Genomic DNA, 19,905 nt, shown 5'->3' on the forward strand with positions numbered 1-19,905 from the left:
CATAAGATTTCTGGCTTTTCTTATTTTGAATTTAAAAATTTTGGAAGATAAACGCAATCCGTACTATCAGGTTTGATTTTGATTTTTTTTAAGTACACAAATTAAGCATGGAATTATAAGTAAAATTAATATGTAAACAATTATGCCTTTTATATAAATTGTAGGATGCAGTTTGCTTGTGTTTCGCAATTTGGTTTCATCTGCATTTTTGCAATACCAAACCGCTAAGTATTTTCCCTTTTTATCAAGTAAAGTGTTTTCCATTAAATAAGAAGCCGAATAATATATGACTTCATTCGTTCCCTGTTTTTCCAAAATACCATAGTACCAAGAATTGGATCCACTAGAATTAGAAGAATTATTATTCTCTATTTTGTTGATGTATAATTTGTCTTTTATGTAATATTTGGCTGGATCCAAATTGTAATATATTAATTTAAGGTCTGCCAAATTATGCATTGATTCAGAAATTAATCCGCCAATAGCAAAAACCAATGTAATGGAACATAATAGTTTTCTCATTTTTTGTGTATGGTTTAGGTTTTTAGTAGTTTTGGAAGATAGATATAAGCAAGGATTATTAGTATCACAGAAACGACACTGGCATAATCTACAAAGCCATAATAATTTCGAACTTGTTCGCCATTTCTTTTGATCATCCGTACCGCTTTTGAGTCTCCATTGTGAAGTTTTCTAAATACGACTTTATCTCCAATTGAAAAACCATATTGTTTGGTATCGCTATCACCGCTATCATGATATTTTGCTCCATTTTTATCTACAATTGAATAAGAATATGTTTTTGCAGAATTGGCGCTCCTTTTATAAGAACTGCTAACGTAAATTTTGCCTTCACCAAGATTGTTTTCGCTAGTATAAATTATATTAATGACGATTCGTTGAAGGAAAATCAGAAAAATTATTAATATAAAACCATGAAAAATAATTTTTCCTTTCATTTTGTATTGACTTTAAAATAAGAAAATAAAAAAAGTCTTCCAAAGACCAGAAGACTTGTATTTTTTAGCTGATAACGCTGATCACAATAAATAAGATCACAAGCGCTATTACGGCAAATTTCATGAATTTTGATGATTGCATAAATAAAAATTTAAATTGTATTGTTTCTGATAAAAGCAAATATAATTTTTTATTTGAATTTAAAAAGTGAAAGTTTGTTAAAACAAAAAAGCTCCAGAAAAATCCAGAGCTTTAAAAAAAAATATTTTGCAGAAAACTATTCTTCTTTCATTGTATGATAAACGTTCATAACGTCATCATCTTCTTCGATTTTTTCGATTAGTTTTTCAACGTCAGCGATTTGAGCTTCAGTAAGTTCTTTAGTGATTTGCGGAATACGCTCAAAACCAGAAGATAAAATTTCAAGACCTCTGTTTTCTAATTCTTTTTGTAAAGCACCAAAACTTCCAAAAGGAGCATAGATCAAGATTCCGTCTTCGTCTTCAAAAACTTCTTCAGCACCAAAATCGATTAATTCTAATTCTAATTCTTCAGCATCAAGGCCATTATTAGCAATTCTGAAGTTACAAGTATGATCAAACATAAACTCAACAGAACCTTGAGTTCCCATAGTTCCGTTGCATTTGTTGAAATAACTGCGAATGTTTGCAACAGTTCTGTTATTATTGTCAGAAGCAGTTTCAATCAAGATTGCAATTCCGTGAGGCGCATATCCTTCAAACAAAATTTCTTTATAGTTGGCAGTATCTTTATTGCTTGCATTTTTGATCGCGCGCTCCACATTATCCTTAGGCATGTTGGCCGCTTTCGCGTTTTGTATTACAGCTCTTAATCTAGAATTGGCGTCTGGGTTTGGTCCGCCTTCTTTAACAGCCATAACGATATCTTTACCAATTCTGGTAAATGTTTTGGCCATTGCTGACCAACGTTTCATTTTTCTTCCTTTTCTAAATTCGAACGCTCTTCCCATTTCTAATTTTTAGTTTTGTGATGCAAAAATACGGTTATTCCTTATTTTTCCAAAAACATTGCAGTTCTTTTTTTGTATTGTTTTAAGTTTCAGGTTTCAGGTTTAACCGCAAAGGACGCTAAGGTTTACGCGAAGTTTTACACAAAGCTTTGCGTCCCGAGGCTTCGGGATGCGTTAATAAGCGTAACCTCAAACAAAAAAAAATTGCGTGCTTTGCGGTTAAACCTGAAACCTGAAACCGGAAACAAAATTTCTACTTTGAAGCATTGAATTCATTGATCACATTTACAGCTTCATTCAAATACGGATTTGTTTTTAAATTCTCAAGCTGATATTGATTTGCTGTTTTGTCGTTTGGGTAAACCCCAAGCAAGAATTGATTCACTGTCGAATTGTAAACATCCAACGGATTATTCTCGTCATTGAAAGTATTGATTTCTTTCCAAAGCGAATTAACTAGTTTTTTTTGTTTGAAAACGGCATCCAAAGTCATTGGAATTTCTGCTTTTGGTGTATTGACAATTTGGTCAATTTTTAGATTTATTTTTTTGATGTCGTTAAAATAGTAGTTATCGGCCAGCCTCGTTATGGAATTTTTAGCAAGTTTGTCTATTAAAGCTCTTTTTGCATAAGGTCTGTATTTCAAAAAAGATTGAATGCTGTCGTTTTTAATTGCAGTAGGGAAATCGCTTTCTTTTTGATAGACATCTTCATAAAATTCAGGCAAAATAACATCTGGCTTAACGCCGATATATTGATGACTTTTGCCCGTAACGCGATAAAATTTATTGATTGTGATTTTTAAAAAATCAGTATTTTTTTTCTCATCAAGCGGAAGAATGGTTTGCATAGTTGCTTTTCCGAGTGTGTTGCTCCCTATCAAAAGTGCGCGATTGTAATCTTGCATAATTGAAGCAAAGAATTCGCTTGCCGATGCTGTATTGCTGTTTATCAAAACCACCATAGGACCTTTGTAAATCAGCCCGCGATAAGGATCATTTATTATCGATTTCTCTTTTTTATTATCAATAACAATCGAAATCGGACCGTAATCAATAAACATTCCTGCAAGTTTGATGGCTTCCTCCATAGAACCGCCACCGTTGTCGATCAGATCAATTACGAGGCCTTGTATCTCGTCTCTTTCGAGCTTCATTACTTCGCGTGCCACATCATCAGCGCAACCTTTTCGATTGTTTTCGTCTAAATCAGCATAAAAACTCGGAATCTTGATGTAGCCTATTTTGCTGTCTTTTCCAATAATAAAACTGTAAACCGAATTGTCTTCATCCTTCATGACTTGCTTTTCGATATAAACATCAAAGCTTTTTCCAGAATTTCGTTTCAGCGTAAGCGTAATACTTTTGTTGGATTCTGATAAAATCATGTTTGAGATCAATTCTAATGAAGCGCACGAAACCTTTAAAGTTTCCTTTTGATTTGATATCGAAATAATTTGATCGCCTTTTTTAATCAGCCCGGTTTGATATGCAGGGCCATTCGGGTCGACTTCAGCAATAATTATTTCATTTTTTTCATTCAAATTCACACTCATTCCAAGCGAAAGATGTTCCTTCGACAAAGATGCCACAAAGCTCGTTTTAGAATCGTCGCTGAAATAAGCCGTATGCGGGTCAAAATAAGTACAGAAATAATTATATAAATTTTCCTCTTGCTTGTTGTTATTCTCTAAAAGAGTGCTTATTCTGCAAATTTCATTAGACAAAATCATTTGTTTCGAAGCGGCTTCAATCGATTTGAAATTTGTTTTTATCGAATCCAGATTTTCGCTGGTTTCGGCAATTTCATCTAAAATCTGATAGCGCAGTTTTTTTTTCCAAACCTTTTCCAAATCTTCTTTTTTCAAATAAAAAGGAAATGCTTTTTTATAAAATCGGATGGTGTCTTTAATAGAATAATCAATATTAGAGGTTTGAATTTTTTCTAAAACAGCTTTCGTTCTCAAAAGTCCCGCTCTGTATTTTGAAGTAATGTCGTCTAGAAAACTGCAGTCATTGCTCAAAATTAAATCATCAAGATTTGAGCGATATTTTTTGGACATTTCATCGTATTCGCTTTTATAAAAAATGTTTCGCGACGGATCCAATTCATTGATCAGATTGTCAAAAACAAAAACAGATAAACTATCATCAACTGGTTTTGGCCTGATGTGCTCTTTCTGGATAAGCGCATTGATTTTATTTAATATTTCACAAGTGCGATCGCTATTTTGACTAAATAGTACAGTTGAAGTCAGCAGAAATATTATTACTAGGTTTTTCATAAATCTCTAAATCATCGGTTATATTAAAATTACGGTATTTTTTTCAGAAAAGACAGTAATTTCCGAAGAATATCGACAACTTAAAGATTTTATCTATGAATGACATTGAATCACAAAAAATGGCTATTAAAAATTAATTAAAAACTCAAAAAGAAATATTGAAATTGGCGAATTCACATAAAAAAAATGCATTACAACTTTTTAAAATTGTAATGCATTTTTCGAATTTTCTTTAAGTCAAAAGTCAAAAGTCTTGTATTTCACAACTTTATGACTTTCGATTTTTGACTTTAAGACTTATTAGAAACTATTTCTTGTAGAATGGCAATTTAACCACTTTAGCAGGAACATCATTTTTTCTAATTCTGATAAAAATATCGCTGTCAACAGCACTGTTTGCAACAGTTACGTATCCTAAACCAATACCTTTGTTCATAGATGGCGACATTGTTCCTGAAGTTACAATTCCAATAACGTTTCCTTCACCATCAACAATTTCATAATCATGTCTTGGCACAGCACGCTCTTGCATTTCAAAAGCAACTAATTTTCTAGTAACACCAGCTTCTTTTTGTTTTTTAAGCGCTTCAGAATTGGTGAAATCTTTTGTGAATTTAGTAATCCATCCTAAACCAGCTTCAAGCGGCGAAGTAGTATCGTTAATATCATTTCCGTACAAACAGAATCCCATTTCTAGACGTAAAGTATCGCGCGCAGCAAGACCAATTGGTTTAATTCCGAAAGATGCACCAGCTTCAAAAGCCTTGTTCCAGATTTGCTCTACCTCATCATTTTTGCAGTAAATTTCAAATCCGCCAGAACCAGTATATCCTGTAGCAGAAATAATTACGTTCTCAATTCCTGCAAAATCACCAACTTCAAAATGATAATAGGTAATAGCTGCCAAATCAACAGAAGTCAAAGACTGCATCGCTTCAACCGCTTTTGGACCCTGAATTGCTAACAAAGAATAATCATCAGAAATATTCTTCATATCCACTCCCAAATCATTGTGAGAAGTGATCCAGTTCCAGTCTTTTTCAATATTAGAAGCATTTACAACCAGTAAATACTGCTCTTCTTTCATTTTATAAATAATCAAATCGTCAACAATTCCACCTTCGTTGTTAGGAAGACAAGAATATTGCGCTCTTCCAATTGTTAAAGTCGAAGCATCATTTGAAGTCACTTTTTGAATCAGAGCCAAAGCATTTGGACCCGTTAACAAAAATTCACCCATATGCGAAACGTCAAAAACGCCCACACCATTACGAACTGTTTCATGTTCAGCATTAACTCCTTCATATGTAATAGGCATGTTATAACCTGCAAATGGCAGCATTTTCGCTCCCAAACCCTCATGTATGTGCGTAAGCGCAGTATTTTTCATTGTGTTGTTTTATAAAATTGTTATGCAAATCTATTCAAAAAATATCGATTTCGAATACGTTAAATTATAAATTTCGCAATATTTAGGAGCTATTTCCTGCTATCCGCTATATCTTTTTGTTTTTAAAGAAAAAACAAAAAGGATGCCGCTACTATCAGGGCTAGGAGTGAGAGTTTCAAAAGAAGATTCATGATTTCGATTTTTTATGTAATTTTAATGTAAAATCATGCTTTTTCAAGTCTAGCTATGTTTATTTAAACCAGCGAAGCGCCTTTTCCCCAAAGTAAAACTATGATTCGATGTGTTTAAAAAATAATCGCAACAACAAAAAGAAGCCGAATGAAGTCTCCGTATTTAATCACAAAAGAAGAAATTCTAAAAATATATAAACCTGTAAATCCGCAAGCACATAAAGGAACCCAAGGCCACGCTGTGATTATTGCCGGAAGTTATGGAAAAATGGGAGCAGGAGTTTTAGCTTCAAAATCGTGCCTAAAATCAGGATGCGGACTCGTAACGATTTTTATACCCAAGTGCGGTTATCAAATTCTGCAAATCTCCATTCCAGAAGTCATGACCGTAACCGATGAAAATACCAATTTCATTACCAATATTCATTTGCCATTAATACCTCAAGCCATCGGAATTGGTCCGGGAATAGGCAAGGAGCTCGGAACACAAAAAGCCTTGTTTGAGTTTTTGAGAATAAATAAAACGGCTTTAGTTCTAGATGCTGATGCGCTGAACATCATTTCAGAAAATTTATCATGGTTAGAACTAGTTCCCGAAGACACAATCTTGACACCTCATCCAAAAGAATTAGAACGCTTAATTGGAAAATGGAATTCAGAATCAGAGAAATTCCAAAAAACAATTGCTTTTTCAGAAAAATACAAAGTTATTGTGGTCATGAAAGGCGCTCCAACTTACATCATAAATAAAACCTCAGTTTACGAAAATACCACAGGAAATGCTGCACTAGCAACCGCAGGAAGTGGCGACACCTTAACGGGAATCCTGACAAGTTTACTCGCACAAGGTTATGAACCGAAATATGCGTCAAAACTAGGAGTTTACCTCCACGGATTAACTGCAGATTTAGCTTTGCCCAAAACAGGTCATGAATCTTTTACGGCATCAACGATTATTAAGTATTTAGGAAAAGCTTTTCTTGAATTAGATAATTTGTCAATTAGAGAATAAGATAATTTTTATTGTGGAGCTTGTCACCCTGAGCGAAGTCCAAGAAGATCAAGTAGCTCGACAAAGTGGCTAAACTTTGCGGTTCTTCTCCCGAAGTCTCGGGATCGCTCAGAATGACATAAAATGAAAATCGATCTGCCTTATCTGCAAAATCTGCGAGAGCAAAAAAGGGAGAATAGAAAATCAGTATAATCAACTTAAATTATTTAATTTGCATGAAACAAAGACTTTGCGACTTTGCGTCTTTGCGAGCAAATTCTCTATCATGTAAATCAATCCTTGCGTTCTTTGCGTAAACCTTTGCGCTCTTTGCGGTTAAAATCATTAAGTTTGTAACATGAAAAACTTCGATCTCAGAACGGTAAACGTCATGCGTTACATAACACCACTGCGCGAAGGCGGTTCTTTACCCGCTTTGGCAGAAGCCGATGACGATTTTAAATACGTATTAAAATTTAGAGGAGCCGGACACGGCGTAAAAGCTCTTATAGCCGAATTAGTAGGCGGACAAATTGCAAAAGCCTTAAAATTACAATTGCCAGAATTAGTTTTCGCGAATCTCGACGAAGCTTTTGGAAGAACCGAAGGCGATGAAGAAATTCAGGATTTATTGCAAGGAAGTCAAGGTTTGAATTTGGCATTACATTTCTTGTCTGGAGCAATTACATTTGATCCTGCTGTTACAACTGTCGACGCCAAATTAGCTTCACAAATTGTTTGGTTGGATGCTTACATTACAAACGTTGACCGAACTTTCAAAAACACGAATATGCTGATCTGGCATAAAGAATTATGGCTGATCGATCATGGAGCATGTTTGTATTTCCACCATTCATGGAACAACTGGGAACAACATGCTAAAAGTCCGTTTGCTTTGATAAAAGATCACGTTTTATTGCCTCAAGCTTCACTGTTAAAAGAAGTTGACGCCGAATTTAAAGCGATTTTGACTTCAGAAATTCTAGAAGAAATTGTCAATACGATTCCGCTAGACTGGTTACAATGGGAAGATGCAGACGAAACGCCAGAAGGTTTGCGAAATGTATATTTGCAGTTTTTAAAAACAAGATTAGAGAATTCAGAAATATTTGTAAATCAGGCTCAAAATGCAAGATAACCATTTATACGAATATGCTGTGATTCGTGTTGTGCCAAGGGTAGAGCGCGAAGAATTCCTGAATATCGGAATTATTTTGTTTTGCAAAAAAGCCAAATTTATAAAGGTTCTTTTTCACTTAAATAAAGAAAAAATACAAGCCCTTTCTGCCGATTTCGACATTGAGCAATTAGAATGCAACTTGACGTCATTAGTAAAAATTGCCAACGGAACCAAAGATGGCGGCCCAATCGCAGAATTTGAAATTCCGGAGCGTTTTCGTTGGTTAACAGCTATTAGAAGCTCTGCAATTCAAACTTCCAGACCTCATCCGGGTTTGTGTCAGGATTTGGAGAAAACGGTTCAGCGTTTGTTTCAGGAACTTGTTCTTTAAACCATATAAGTTATATAAGTTAATTTAAGCTTTGACTTAAAAAAAAATCACGCAAAGACGCAGAGTCGCAACGTTTTATTTTTCTTTGCGACTCTGCGTCTTTGCGTGATTAAGAACTTGGTTAATCTCTGTGCAATACTATGTGAATTTTTGCGGTAAAACGCTACAACACTTTCTTCAAGAAAATAAACTCCAAAGGTTCTTCAGAAACAGTAACATGAATACCACTTTCCGGAAAAGCCTCTCTTTCGCCTGTATCAACATAACCATGACGTTTGTACCAAGCAATAAGTTCTTCACGAACCGAAATAACGGTCATAATAATACTCGATAAACCCAAAGATTTAGCATGATTTTCGGCTGCAACCAAAAGCTTTTTCCCAATGCCGCCGTTTTGAAGTTCCGGTGAAACCGTCAGCATTCCTAGATAGAGTTGATGACCTTTTTCAACCAATAAAACCGAACCAATAATTTTACCATTCTCTGTAAATTTCAGAATCGTATTTTTTGGATCTTCGAAAATGGCTGTCATTTCCTGTTCGTCGGTTCTCTTTCCTTCTAATAAATGAGCTTCGGTTGTCCAGCCTTTTTTAGAAGTTTCCCCTCTGTAAGCTGAATTTATTAGGGTTGTTAATGCAGGAATGTCTTGTAATGTTGATTTTGTAATCATTATGTATTAAGTGAAATGTATTTTATAAAATTGAATAGCCTCCAGCTTTAGCAGGAGGAACAAAATTACATTAGAAAATGGCTTCAGCCTAATCTTTAACGTTTTTTGGCTAAAGCCTAATTATTCCATAAAACAAAACCTCCAGCTAAAGCTGGAGGCAATTGACTTTGTATTTATTCGGAACAAAGAAATTAAATTTAATATTTTGCAGGTTCGCTAGGTTTAGGCAACGATTGCTTTATAAATGTTCTGATGTCTTCATTTGCGGTTTCTAAGTCGGCTTTTCTCAAATACATCATGTGACCGCTTCTGTAGCCTTTCCAAGACATTCTATCATTTAGTTTTCCGCTTGGATCCATTTGCCATAAATCATATTTTGCATTAAAATAATCACAAGCGCCATCATAATATCCTGATTGCACCATGACATGCAAATACGGATTTTGTGCCATCGCTTGTCTTAGATTTTCGCCTGTTTTATCGTTAGATCTGTCCCAAGGATGCACAGGACCAAACATATTGTATTTAAAGTCTGTTTTGTAGTTCAGATTATTGCGCAGATACATATTGATGGCCGGCGTAAAAGAATGCAGCCAAGACGTAAGTTCGGCATTAAAATCAACACTTTCGCCAGAGTCCTTGCGATCAATTCCTTTGTATCTTGAATCAAGTCTTCCTATCGTAAAACCTTGATCTCTCAATAATTCTTTCCAGAAATAATCATACGGAACATCTAAATTGTTTTGCAGAATAACTTTTTCTGAAATACCAGAATAACGCGCCATTTTTGCAGCAATTTCTTTTCGTTTTTGTTCGTCCAAAGAGCCTCCTTTGCTTAAGGCAGGAAGGAGTTCGTTTATGGTGAAATTTTCTACTTCTGGCAACATATCCGTTAAATCTTTGCTTTGAAGATCCGGACTTAGCATTTTATGATACCAAGCCGTAGCAGCAAAATAAGGCAACTTAAGCGCGGCATCAGAAACAACACCACGCGTTATTCCTAAATCAGTTGGCGACACTAAAATTACGCCGTTAAGATACATCCATTGATTATTTTGCAATTGGAGCGCTAATCCCGAAACTCGAGTCGTGCCATAACTTTCACCTATCAAGTATTTAGGCGAAGCCCAACGATTAGTACGGGTTACAAAACCATTGATCCAATCGGCTAAGTATTTAATGTCGGCATTTACGCCGAAGAATTTTGCAGTAGGGATTTCTTTGCTTGTAGGTCTTGAATAGGCTGTATTAACAGGATTTACAAAAACGATATCTGCAACATCTAAAATAGAATACGGGTTTTCTTTTATTCCGTAAGGTTGCAAAGGGTATCCTTCATCATCAATATTTAATAAACTTGGTCCCGTATAAGCAATCTGCATCCAAACGGAAGCTGATCCTGGACCACCATTAAATGAAATAACCAAAGGACGGGAATCCCTATCTTTTACATCAGAACGTTCATAATACGTAAAAAATAATCCGGCAATTGCTTTTCCGTCTTCATCCCAAACTGGCATAGTACCGGTTGTTGCCTTATAAGAAACTTTTTGTCCTTTTATTGTGGTTGTATGATTTGTGACTACTTGAGAATCTGGATTGAAAGTAAGGTTAGAAGGAGAGTTTTCTTCTTTTGCAGGAGGTGTTTTCGGTTTTGAATCCGGCTTTGATTCCTGAGCGTAGGCAGTTAAAAATCCTGCTAAAAGAAATGAGATTAATGTTTTTTTCATAGAATTTAGGGTGTATAATTATAGCTTTTAAAGATATAAAAAAAGATTTTTTAACTAATAGGAATTATTTTGCGATCAAAGAAAACGATTATTTCTTCAAATTTTTCCTTTCCAACTTCTTTTTCAGATAACATAAATCGAATTCCTAATTTCGAGTCTACAAATATTGTTTCATCAATTTTTGTATATTTCACTATTGCAGGCCATTTAAAATTTAAATCATGTTGATAATCTTTATAATGAAAGTAATCATCGTGAAGTTCCCAAATTGGATGATCTGATGCAGTTTCTCTAGATTTTATTTCATTAGAAATGGCTTCAAAATATTTTTTTTTATTCTGTTTATAGGATGTATTCGTACGATAAACCAAGTAGAAACCAAACCATCCAATCATGCAAAAGATTCCACCAACATTGTTTTTTCCAACTATAATCAGAATTCCAAGCAATGTTGTAACTATTGAAATGATTTTATTTGTTCTGTTTGTCTTTAAATTTTTTGCCCAAGCGGCATCAAAATGTAATTTGGATTGTTCGGTGTAAATGTCCTTATTAAATGGAATTTCTATATTTATCACTATGGTTAATTTATTATTTCGATTTGGATAAAATTATATTATTGCAAAATTTTGAGAATGAAAGTAAAAATTATTCTTAATAATCATAAACATGTTCAATGGTAAGCTTATTCTTTTTCGAATCCTTTATAAAAGGCAATAATTTTTCAACGGATAAAAGATAAACATTTCGTTTTAAACTGTCATCCGTCACAATTTCAGATTGATATAATAATTTTACATCTTTTAAATTGGGTTTATTATGCTCATTCTCAATTGTAGAAACGACAATTTCATCATTCCCCGAAATCTCATAAATTTTCACCTCCTGATTTGAAAGTTTTATCATTTCTTTGGTAAAGATTTCCCAGCGGGTAACTGAAATAATCATTTTATCGCGATCTCTGCTAATGATTTTTAGGTTCGGATTTTCTTTAATCGTATCAACATTCGAAACAATTAAATAAATAGAATTAGAAGGTATTTCATAACTGGATTTTGCGCCCCATTCGATAACTTTCGAATAAAAAGCTTTAAATGAAAATTCTAATGTAAAAATCATTGTTCTTTCCCATTTTCGAAGTATGCTGTGATCTGAATTTTCAGAAGCCGTCCATACTTTTTTAATCCAAGGCAGAAATTTAAATTCATACCAAGCCGTTTGATAAATAAAATCGCTGTACGCGCGCTGTGCTTCAATAATTGTCTTTTCAGCCTCGGAGTTTTTTTCTTCTGCAAATAAAGCAAAGAACCTTCCAATCGTATTTTCATAAAGGATTTTCGCGCCATATTCCATTGTCATGCTTACTCCAATAACCTGCAACATGGTTTTATACTCGCCGTTTTCAGGATACGCTTCAGAAGCCAGTTTTATCGAACGGTCATACAATTTCCAATATTCATCAATCGATTTGTAAAAAGGAAAATCGGACGGGTTTTTACCACTTTCCAGATAATCAGCATATTCTTTCGGATTGTAAACTAAATACCATTCCGGAACTGTCAAAACGGTTTGTTCTTCGGCTCTGAAATAGTCTTTTATCTTTTTCTTTTCCTCAGCAATTTTGCTTTTCGCATACGGATTGTATTTGTCCAGAAGCTTGTTTGTAAAGCGTTGATCAGGATCTAATTTGTTCTTTAAAGCAAAATATTTATCGCTGTCCGGATATCCTTTTTTAAATTGCTCAACCGTCGCATGAGGCTGATACGGAAGATACCAGGTTCCGTTTTCGCTCAAAATAGCGTCGGTCATTTCAAGCGTCCATTTTTTTACGTGATCTTTCGCTTGTTGATCGGTATTTTGCTTGTAATAAATCACAAAAGCAAAAACTTCTTTTCGCGCCCACGACAAATAACTTTCATGATCCGGAAGCGCATGTCGCAAAGAAACATTGATAACATTTACTTTATTGTTCTGAAAAACGGCACTCATTTTCGGAATAAAAGATTTTATGTTCTCCACCGGAATAAAATATTCCTGCAAAACATAAGTGTTTTTTTCGCGCGAAGCCGGCTCCAATTCTTTCACATCATAACTCGCTTCTTTATTTCGCCATCGCACTGTTTTCGGAATATAATATAAAGGATCGATCGTGTATTCCCGAATCCATTTTCCCGAATTTCCCCAGGAAACCACGCCGGCTAAATGCGATTCGATCCAATAATTCTCATTTTCAGGAATTAATCGATCCGTATCGGTTAATGGATTTGTTGTTTTTTGCCACGAAACACTCATTATTTTGTCGTATTTCGGCGGATACAAATTACCATTTTGAAAAACGACATTTTTATTGTTTTTGATGTTTTTATCAAAAAAATCTTTGTACTCTTCAATTGGCATCACCTCGTGAAATCGTTCTACTTTTTCATTGTCGACCAATTGCAACGTCACTTCGGCGATAACGCCAATTCCGCCATAACCGCCAATTACGGCGTTGAAAATATCCTGATTTACTTCCCGATTCACAACGACAATATCGCCGTTTGCCGTAATAATTTTAACTTCTAAAACCGATGAAATAATTGGGCCGTAACCTACATATCTTCCGTGACAATTTACGGATATCGCGCCTCCAACTGTAAAATTAGAATACGTCTGCATGATTTTTATCGACAAATTCAAAGGATCAATCACTTTTTGAATATCTCTCCATCGAATTCCGGCTTGTACTGTAATCTGCTTTTTTGTTTTGTCGATATGGATGATTTTATTGAAAGAACGCATGTCGATATGCAGACTATTTTCAAAAGCCGTTTGTCCGCCCATGCTGTATTTTCCTCCGCCAATAGAAATTGGTCCGGTTGTGCTTTTTATAGCAGAAACAATTTCGTTTACCGTTTTGGGTTTTATAACCTGATTTACCTGAATCGGATTTAATTGCGTGACATCGTTTAAGGTTTTGTTTTCTAAAGTGGTTTCGAATGCTGAATCTCCCGAAAACTGAATCAATAAAAAGATATAAATCGCAAAGGCAATAAAACTGTAAAACGGAATAAATAAGCGTTTTTTGCCATTAATATATCGGATCGAATTTTTGATTCCGGCGTATATAAATTTTATGATTTTTAGAAAATAGGCGAAGAGAAGCTTAACCAAACGGTAGATTTTTTTCATAAAAGAAAGTACAATGATTAGATTTTGGTGAAAAGCATTAAAGCATTTTTGGTTGGATCGCCTTTTTGATACAAGGTTTTTTTATGAAACTTAAACCCGATATTTTCCACAAAAGCAATGATAAAATCCAAAGAATAAAAGTTTCGAACCTCTTTTTCATTGTATTCCCAAGTTTCGTTTACACCCAAATTAAAAACGTCGTGTGCCAATGCCACCAATACTTTTTGATCTTCGGTATCGCAATTGTGATCTCTTAAAATCATTTTTCCGCCCACTCGTAAAGTATCGCGAATCGAAGAAATATATTGCGTTCGCAACTCTAAAGGGCAATGATGAAAACCAATATAAATCGTCACCAAATCAACACTATTGTGTGGAACATGATCGCCAAACTTAGTTTTGTAATTCGTAAACGGAATATATTCGGCACCAATGGCAATTTGACCGCGATCGACCATTTCAGAAAAAGAGTATTTTGGCTTTCTGCCGTCAGCGTAATATCTTTTTCCTTTAATGGAAACTTTTTCTTCCAGATAATCCAAATATCTACCCGAAGAACCAATTTCTAAATAACCATTGTACGAACTGTCTTCGCCTAGCAGAGCAACCGTTTCAATCGACATTTCATTTTTTTGATGCATCAAAGCGGGAAGCTGATAGCGAAAACTGGATAAAAAAGGTGTGATATCGTCCAGCTGTGATTGTGTTGCAAGATAAATTTCTTTATCACTATTTTTTGCAATCGTGTTTTTAGAAATTAATTCGTGGAATTCGTTTTCTGGATATAAATTGAAAACATTTTTTAAAAACAAAAAGAACTGATTTTTCAGCTTTGCATTGGTATAAATATGCTTGAAGTTGTTCCGAACTTCTAAAGTCAGATTTAGTATCGTATTAGGAAACATTTGCACAGAAGTTGCAAAAAGTAGAGCTGTTTTAATAAAATTCCTTCTTTTCATAAATAAAAAATATTCCGTTTTCAAACATAGTGATTATACTTACAAAAAGCTAATTTGATTTTTGGGAAACTCGAATTGATTGGGCTTTTACCTAAAATCAAATTATTCCATAAAACAAAACCTCCAGCTAAAGCTGGAGGCAATTGACTTTGTATTTATTCGGAACAAAGAAATTAAATTTAATATTTTGCAGGTTCGCTAGGTTTAGGCAACGATTGCTTTATAAATGTTCTGATGTCTTCATTTGCGGTTTCTAAGTCGGCTTTTCTCAAATACATCATGTGGCCACTTCTGTAGCCTTTCCAAGACATTCTATCATTTAGTCTTCCGCTTGGATCCATTTGCCATAAATCATATTTTGCATTAAAATAGTCGCAGGCACCATCATAATAACCTGATTGCACCATGACATGCAAATACGGATTTTGTGCCATTGCTTGTCTTAGGTTTTCGCCTGTTTTATCGTTAGATCTGTCCCAAGGATGTACAGGTCCAAACATATTGTATTTAAAGTCCGTTTTGTAGTTCAGATTATTGCGCACATACATATTGATAGCAGGTGTAAACGAATGCAACCAAGACGTAAGCTCGGCATTAAAATCAACACTTTCACCAGAGTCCTTGCGGTCAATTCCTTTGTATCTTGAATCAAGTCTTCCTATCGTATAACCTTGATCTCTCAACAATTCTTTCCAGAAATAATCATACGGAACATCTAAATTGTTTTGCAGAATAACTTTTTCTGAAATACCAGAATAACGCGCCATTTTTGCAGCAATTTCTTTTCGTTTTTGTTCGTCCAAAGAACCTCCTTTGCTTAATGCAGGAAGAAGTTCGTTTATGGTGAAATTTTCAACTTCAGGCAACATATCCGTTAAATCTTTGCTTTGAAGATCTGAACTTAGCATTTTATGATACCAAGCCGTAGCAGCAAAATAGGGCAACTTAAGCGCAGCATCAGAAACAACACCACGCGTTATTCCTAAATCAGTTGGCGATACTAAAATCACTCCGTTAAGATACATCCATTGATTGTTTTGCAATTGAAGTGCTAATCCCGAAACTCGAGTTGTGCCATAGCTTTCTCCGATCAAATATTTAGGTGAAGCCCAACGATTAGATCGAGTCACAAAACCATTAATCCAATCGGCTAGGTATTTAATGTCGGCATTCACGCCAAAGAATTTTGCAGCAGGGATTTCTTTGCTTGTAGGTCTTGAATACGCTGTATTTACAGGATTTACAAAAACGATATCAGCAACATCTAAAATCGAATACGGATTTTCCTTTATTCCGTAAGGTTGCAAAGGATAACCTTCATCGTCAATATTTAACAAACTTGGCCCTGTATACGCAATCTGCATCCAAACTGAAGCAGAACCAGGCCCGCCATTAAATGAAATCACTAAAGGACGAGAATCACGATCTTTCACATCAGAACGCTCATAATAGGTATAAAATAATCCCGCAATTGCTTTTCCATCTTCATCCCAAACAGGCATCGTTCCTGTTGTCGCTTTGTACGAAACTTTTTGGCCTTTTATTGTCGTTGTATGATTGGTTACGACTTGATAATCTGGATTAAAAGTAAGATTAGAAGGAGAGTTTTCTTCTTTTGCGGGAGGCGTTTTCGGTTTTGAGTCTGGTTTTGATTCCTGAGCGTAGGCAGTTAAAAATCCAACTAAAAGAAATGAAAGTAATGCTTTTTTCATAAAATTTTTGGGTATTATTATTTTGATGTTCTGAATTTGGGGATTGTCGATTAAAGTTTTTAAAGATATAAAAAAATTATAAGCGATGATTTTTAGACTTAAATAAGGACAAAATCATTTTATGAAAGTGCTCAATTAAGAAGATGCTATTTTTTCGAATTGCCTCCAGCTTTAGCTGGGGGAATAAAATTACATTAGAAAATGGCTTTAGCCGAATCCACAATGTTTTTTGGCTAAAGCCGAATCTTGCTCAAAATATAAACCTCCAACTAAAGTTGGAGGCAATTGATTTTTATATGCTCTAAGCAATCCTTGAAATTACGCGAAAGTAAAATCGAAACTATAAAATACAGATTCATAAATGCCAATTGCAATAGCCCATTTTTGTTCTTCTGCATTTAAGTTTTCGTTATTATCCATTAATGAATATTCTGGATAGGGTTCTCTATATTCCATCATACTTCGTTTATAGCGGTATGCAGAATTTGGCCTTTCGTAAAATACGTTTCTTACAAATCTATTATTATCGTAACTTTTGTTGATTTCCAAACTATTTTCTGAATCAAAATTTATAACGTATTTGCTATTAGGATTGTCTCGGTTTAAAGTTCCAATTCTGTTATTTGAAGAATCAAAAATATCCTTTAAATGCATGATTTTTCCAAAATATTGATCATTGTATTCAATGATAATTTCTTCCGGATTTATTTCATAAAAATATTTGAATTCAGTAGAACATGCCAATATTCTGCAATTTAAGCGAATTCCCCTTTGAAGCCTTTGAAAAGCAATTACACGATTGCCATCTTGTGCTAAAATATGCCCAGTTAGTTTGTTCGTGATCCACTTTTTATAGGAGTATTCAAGGTCGTTTGTAATGTCATTTATGGAATATTTATTCCAATCTACAATCGATGTTTTTAGACTATTGACCTTTTTTTCCATCTCTAATTTTTCAGCTCTTAAGAAATCAGGTGTTTTCTTTTCTACTGACTTTTTAAAAACATAACCAATAAAAAATAAGGTTCCAAACATTGAAAGTAGGATATACAATATAAAACCAATGAAGATAATTGCTAGTATGACGACTACGATTGTAACTATAATGTGCATATAATTTTAAGGTTTATTTTAGTTAGGGGAAATAATTTTCAGGGATTTTTAAGGAACAACGATTAAAAGATATTGCCAAATTGCCATTTTTGTAAACGGTATTTAATTTTATTACTCAAATATTCCCCAAATATATCTGTCGTCTACAATTGCATTTGGATTTTCACTTACTTTCTCTAAGAAATGGCTAAAGTTGTTATAAGTTCTAAACTTATACATTACTTGCTGGCCTGCATTGTCTATAATTATTTTCCAGACTCTTCTTTTGTTAATGGTAACCGCAGTTCTTCTAGCTTCAATAATTGTGGAGAGCTGATGCGTAATTAAAGGCTCATTTGGTTTTATTACGTATAAATTACTTTCATCGAAATAAAAAATAGTGGTGTTAAAGATGAATTTTTCTAGACCCCAGAAAAATGGCGTAGGTGCTGATAATCTATAAAGAGACCACAAATCAAGACCTGTTCTTTTTTTAAATTCTATGGCTCTTTGTTCTTTATAGTAATCAACCCAAGATTGGACTTTGGGGTAAATGATAAGAGAAATAATAACTAATGCTAAAAAGACCAGAACAATGTTTGTACCCATATTGAATTTTATTGTTTTTAACCAAACATAATGAACTTATTCAAATTTTAAAAAGAAAGATTTTGTTTTTTGAATTTCTTTGCGTTCACGAGCGGGACGCTCGCGCTAGCGGGGGAAATTAAAATTTAATATTACTCAAATATTCCCCAAATGTATCTGTCGTCTACAATTGCATTTGGGTTTTCACTTACTTTCTCTAAGAAATGGCTAAAGTTGCTATAAGTTCTAAACTTATAAATTAATTGCTGGCCTGAATTGTCTATAATTATTTTCCAGACTCTTCGTTTGTTAATGGTAACCGCAGTTCTTCTAGCTTCAATAATTGTGGAGAGCGGATGCTTAATTAAAGGTTCATTTGGTTTTATTACGTATAAATTGTTTTCGTCGAAATAAAAAATAGTGGTGTTAAAGATGTATTTTTCTAAACCCCAGAAAAATGGCGTTGGTGCTGATAATCTATAAAGAGACCACAAATCAAGACCTGTTCTTTTTTTAAATTCTATGGCTCTTTGTTCTCGATAGTAATCAACCCAAGATTGAACTTTGGGGTAAATGAAAAGAGAAATAATAACTAATGCTAAAAAGACCAGAACAATGTTTGTACCCATATTGAATTTTATTGTTTTTAATCAAACATAATGAACTTACTCAAATTTTAAAAAGAAAGATTTTGGTTTTTGAATTTCTTTGTGTTCACGAGCGGGACGCTCGCGCTAGCGGGGGAAATTTAGTCTTAGTTTTTTGAAAATAATTTGTTTTAATTCTGTTAAGGAAATATTGTATTTTTCAAAATTATCGTCTAGCATTCTAAGATATTCTTCATGAGTGCAACTTACATATTGTATAGCTTGTTTATATATCACAATGTCAATCAACATCCATAAATAGGGATCCATTTTACCGATTTCGGTTTTTACAAAAAATCTTTTTCCAGATAATGGAATTATGTAATCATCTTCATAAACATTAGGGAACTCATCTTTTTCAAAAATGATTGGATTGTCGGAGCAAATAAAAGGTAAATTTTCGTGTTTCGGAATAATCGTGTAAGGAGTTCTGCAATTAAGTCCTCGCACACTATCAAATAAAGAAGTTAGAAATTTGTAACTTTTTATAAATTGAAGGTCGTTTTTCAATTCTTCTGATGCAATTTGATTTACAGAATTATCAGCATTATGGACATTGAAACCTAATTGATTAGCGGGTGTGCTTTCAATAATTATTTCTAATTCTTTTTTATTCTTTGGTAAACGCCAATAGATAAGACTCACAAAAGTGTTGAGCATTGGCATATCATCTTCATTTACACCAAACTTTGTGTCGCTGTCTGCTAAATCAATTTTTTTAATAATCTTAGATATTTTTCCTTCTAAATCAGAATAAGACTTTTCGATGAAATCACTTTTTCCTTGAGGTGTAAAAACTGTATTGGCATTTTTTTCATAGAAATATGAACCCGGAGAAAATTCTTTTCCTTTTTGAACAAAACATTTTTTTTGAACATTATAGATTTTAAATTTTCCAGATTCCTTTGTGAATCCTTTCAAATAAAAAACGGGAAGGTAATGATGTTTCGAGGAAATATTGTTCATTAATAAGATTTAAAATGTCACATAACGTCCCACTATTACAATGGGATAAAAG

General features: G+C 34.0%; 18 protein-coding genes. 3 read left to right on the forward strand and 15 right to left on the reverse strand.

Annotated elements, in window-relative coordinates; genetic code table 11:
- Nucleotides 1-66 precede the first annotated feature (66 nt).
- The 5 genes from SCB73_RS14500 to gcvT form a co-directional block, all read right to left on the reverse strand.
- Nucleotides 67-522: a hypothetical protein gene (locus tag SCB73_RS14500; RefSeq protein WP_320566928.1), complete on the reverse strand. Its 456-nt coding sequence runs from the start codon at nucleotides 520-522 to the stop codon at nucleotides 67-69.
- Nucleotides 523-536: 14 nt separating this feature from the next.
- Entirely contained in the window at nucleotides 537-959 is a 423-nt protein-coding gene (locus SCB73_RS14505; protein ID WP_320566929.1) for a hypothetical protein, read from the reverse strand.
- A 278-nt stretch (nucleotides 960-1,237) separates the two neighbouring features.
- Nucleotides 1,238-1,951 carry a YebC/PmpR family DNA-binding transcriptional regulator gene (locus SCB73_RS14510; protein ID WP_026729302.1) on the reverse strand — a complete coding sequence of 238 codons (714 nt, stop codon included), beginning with the start codon at nucleotides 1,949-1,951 and terminating at the stop codon, nucleotides 1,238-1,240.
- Between the two features lie 253 nt (nucleotides 1,952-2,204).
- Nucleotides 2,205-4,235, reverse strand: a complete 2,031-nt coding sequence (locus tag SCB73_RS14515) for a S41 family peptidase (protein ID WP_320566930.1) — start codon at nucleotides 4,233-4,235, stop codon at nucleotides 2,205-2,207.
- A 307-nt stretch (nucleotides 4,236-4,542) separates the two neighbouring features.
- Entirely contained in the window at nucleotides 4,543-5,625 is a 1,083-nt protein-coding gene (gene gcvT, locus SCB73_RS14520) for a glycine cleavage system aminomethyltransferase GcvT (RefSeq protein ID WP_320566931.1), read from the reverse strand.
- Nucleotides 5,626-5,964: 339 nt separating this feature from the next.
- Here gcvT and SCB73_RS14525 point away from each other — a divergent pair, with 339 nt between their 5' ends.
- From SCB73_RS14525 to SCB73_RS14535, 3 genes are all read left to right on the forward strand, one after another.
- The gene (locus SCB73_RS14525; RefSeq protein ID WP_320566932.1) at nucleotides 5,965-6,828 is read left to right on the forward strand and encodes an NAD(P)H-hydrate dehydratase; all 864 of its coding nucleotides are present in this window, start codon (nucleotides 5,965-5,967) and stop codon (nucleotides 6,826-6,828) included.
- Nucleotides 6,829-7,165: 337 nt separating this feature from the next.
- Nucleotides 7,166-7,945, forward strand: coding sequence for a HipA family kinase (locus SCB73_RS14530; RefSeq protein WP_320566933.1), 780 nt, complete (start codon nucleotides 7,166-7,168; stop codon nucleotides 7,943-7,945).
- Nucleotides 7,935-8,318 (forward strand): DUF3037 domain-containing protein, encoded by a 384-nt coding sequence (locus tag SCB73_RS14535; protein WP_320566934.1) that lies wholly within the window; start codon nucleotides 7,935-7,937, stop codon nucleotides 8,316-8,318. Before SCB73_RS14530 ends, SCB73_RS14535 begins: the two co-directional genes overlap by 11 nt.
- Before the next feature lie 163 nt (nucleotides 8,319-8,481).
- On the opposite strand, the gene SCB73_RS14540 is transcribed toward SCB73_RS14535, so the two are convergent.
- The 10 genes from SCB73_RS14540 to SCB73_RS14585 form a co-directional block, all read right to left on the reverse strand.
- Nucleotides 8,482-8,988: a GNAT family N-acetyltransferase gene (locus SCB73_RS14540; RefSeq protein WP_320566935.1), complete on the reverse strand. Its 507-nt coding sequence runs from the start codon at nucleotides 8,986-8,988 to the stop codon at nucleotides 8,482-8,484.
- A gap of 197 nt (nucleotides 8,989-9,185) precedes the next feature.
- Nucleotides 9,186-10,718 carry a S10 family peptidase gene (locus SCB73_RS14545; protein ID WP_320566936.1) on the reverse strand — a complete coding sequence of 511 codons (1,533 nt, stop codon included), beginning with the start codon at nucleotides 10,716-10,718 and terminating at the stop codon, nucleotides 9,186-9,188.
- 50 nt (nucleotides 10,719-10,768) lie between these two features.
- Nucleotides 10,769-11,296 carry a hypothetical protein gene (locus tag SCB73_RS14550; RefSeq protein ID WP_320566937.1) on the reverse strand — a complete coding sequence of 176 codons (528 nt, stop codon included), beginning with the start codon at nucleotides 11,294-11,296 and terminating at the stop codon, nucleotides 10,769-10,771.
- A 76-nt stretch (nucleotides 11,297-11,372) separates the two neighbouring features.
- Nucleotides 11,373-13,889, reverse strand: a complete 2,517-nt coding sequence (locus tag SCB73_RS14555) for an FAD-binding oxidoreductase (RefSeq protein ID WP_320566938.1) — start codon at nucleotides 13,887-13,889, stop codon at nucleotides 11,373-11,375.
- Between the two features lie 17 nt (nucleotides 13,890-13,906).
- Complete coding sequence (locus SCB73_RS14560; protein WP_320566939.1) at nucleotides 13,907-14,848, reverse strand: class I SAM-dependent methyltransferase; 942 nt, start codon at nucleotides 14,846-14,848, stop codon at nucleotides 13,907-13,909.
- A gap of 179 nt (nucleotides 14,849-15,027) precedes the next feature.
- On the reverse strand, nucleotides 15,028-16,560 hold the full coding sequence (locus tag SCB73_RS14565) for a S10 family peptidase (protein ID WP_320566940.1): 1,533 nt from the start codon (nucleotides 16,558-16,560) through the stop codon (nucleotides 15,028-15,030).
- Between the two features lie 318 nt (nucleotides 16,561-16,878).
- Entirely contained in the window at nucleotides 16,879-17,673 is a 795-nt protein-coding gene (locus SCB73_RS14570; protein WP_320566941.1) for a hypothetical protein, read from the reverse strand.
- Between the two features lie 111 nt (nucleotides 17,674-17,784).
- Nucleotides 17,785-18,261 carry a hypothetical protein gene (locus tag SCB73_RS14575; protein WP_320566942.1) on the reverse strand — a complete coding sequence of 159 codons (477 nt, stop codon included), beginning with the start codon at nucleotides 18,259-18,261 and terminating at the stop codon, nucleotides 17,785-17,787.
- Between the two features lie 131 nt (nucleotides 18,262-18,392).
- A complete protein-coding gene (locus SCB73_RS14580) occupies nucleotides 18,393-18,869 on the reverse strand; it encodes a hypothetical protein (protein WP_320566943.1) in 477 nt (158 codons plus the stop codon).
- Nucleotides 18,870-18,974: 105 nt separating this feature from the next.
- Nucleotides 18,975-19,853, reverse strand: a complete 879-nt coding sequence (locus SCB73_RS14585) for a DUF4238 domain-containing protein (RefSeq protein ID WP_320566944.1) — start codon at nucleotides 19,851-19,853, stop codon at nucleotides 18,975-18,977.
- Nucleotides 19,854-19,905: the final 52 nt, after the last annotated feature.

This window comes from Flavobacterium sp. KACC 22761 (assembly GCF_034058155.1).
Taxonomy (GTDB): Bacteria; Bacteroidota; Bacteroidia; order Flavobacteriales; family Flavobacteriaceae; genus Flavobacterium.

Coding starts and splice junctions, on each gene's coding strand:
- SCB73_RS14510 (WP_026729302.1), bottom strand. CDS start 1,951: ATGGGAAGAGCGTTCGAATTTAGAAAAGGAAGAAAAATGAAACGTTGG.
- SCB73_RS14500 (WP_320566928.1), bottom strand. CDS start 522: ATGAGAAAACTATTATGTTCCATTACATTGGTTTTTGCTATTGGCGGA.
- SCB73_RS14585 (WP_320566944.1), bottom strand. CDS start 19,853: ATGAACAATATTTCCTCGAAACATCATTACCTTCCCGTTTTTTATTTG.
- SCB73_RS14580 (WP_320566943.1), bottom strand. CDS start 18,869: ATGGGTACAAACATTGTTCTGGTCTTTTTAGCATTAGTTATTATTTCT.
- SCB73_RS14505 (WP_320566929.1), bottom strand. CDS start 959: ATGAAAGGAAAAATTATTTTTCATGGTTTTATATTAATAATTTTTCTG.
- SCB73_RS14530 (WP_320566933.1), top strand. CDS start 7,166: ATGAAAAACTTCGATCTCAGAACGGTAAACGTCATGCGTTACATAACA.
- SCB73_RS14545 (WP_320566936.1), bottom strand. CDS start 10,718: ATGAAAAAAACATTAATCTCATTTCTTTTAGCAGGATTTTTAACTGCC.
- SCB73_RS14560 (WP_320566939.1), bottom strand. CDS start 14,848: ATGAAAAGAAGGAATTTTATTAAAACAGCTCTACTTTTTGCAACTTCT.
- SCB73_RS14570 (WP_320566941.1), bottom strand. CDS start 17,673: ATGCACATTATAGTTACAATCGTAGTCGTCATACTAGCAATTATCTTC.
- SCB73_RS14525 (WP_320566932.1), top strand. CDS start 5,965: ATGAAGTCTCCGTATTTAATCACAAAAGAAGAAATTCTAAAAATATAT.
- SCB73_RS14515 (WP_320566930.1), bottom strand. CDS start 4,235: ATGAAAAACCTAGTAATAATATTTCTGCTGACTTCAACTGTACTATTT.
- SCB73_RS14575 (WP_320566942.1), bottom strand. CDS start 18,261: ATGGGTACAAACATTGTTCTGGTCTTTTTAGCATTAGTTATTATTTCT.
- SCB73_RS14540 (WP_320566935.1), bottom strand. CDS start 8,988: ATGATTACAAAATCAACATTACAAGACATTCCTGCATTAACAACCCTA.
- gcvT (WP_320566931.1), bottom strand. CDS start 5,625: ATGAAAAATACTGCGCTTACGCACATACATGAGGGTTTGGGAGCGAAA.
- SCB73_RS14535 (WP_320566934.1), top strand. CDS start 7,935: ATGCAAGATAACCATTTATACGAATATGCTGTGATTCGTGTTGTGCCA.
- SCB73_RS14555 (WP_320566938.1), bottom strand. CDS start 13,889: ATGAAAAAAATCTACCGTTTGGTTAAGCTTCTCTTCGCCTATTTTCTA.
- SCB73_RS14565 (WP_320566940.1), bottom strand. CDS start 16,560: ATGAAAAAAGCATTACTTTCATTTCTTTTAGTTGGATTTTTAACTGCC.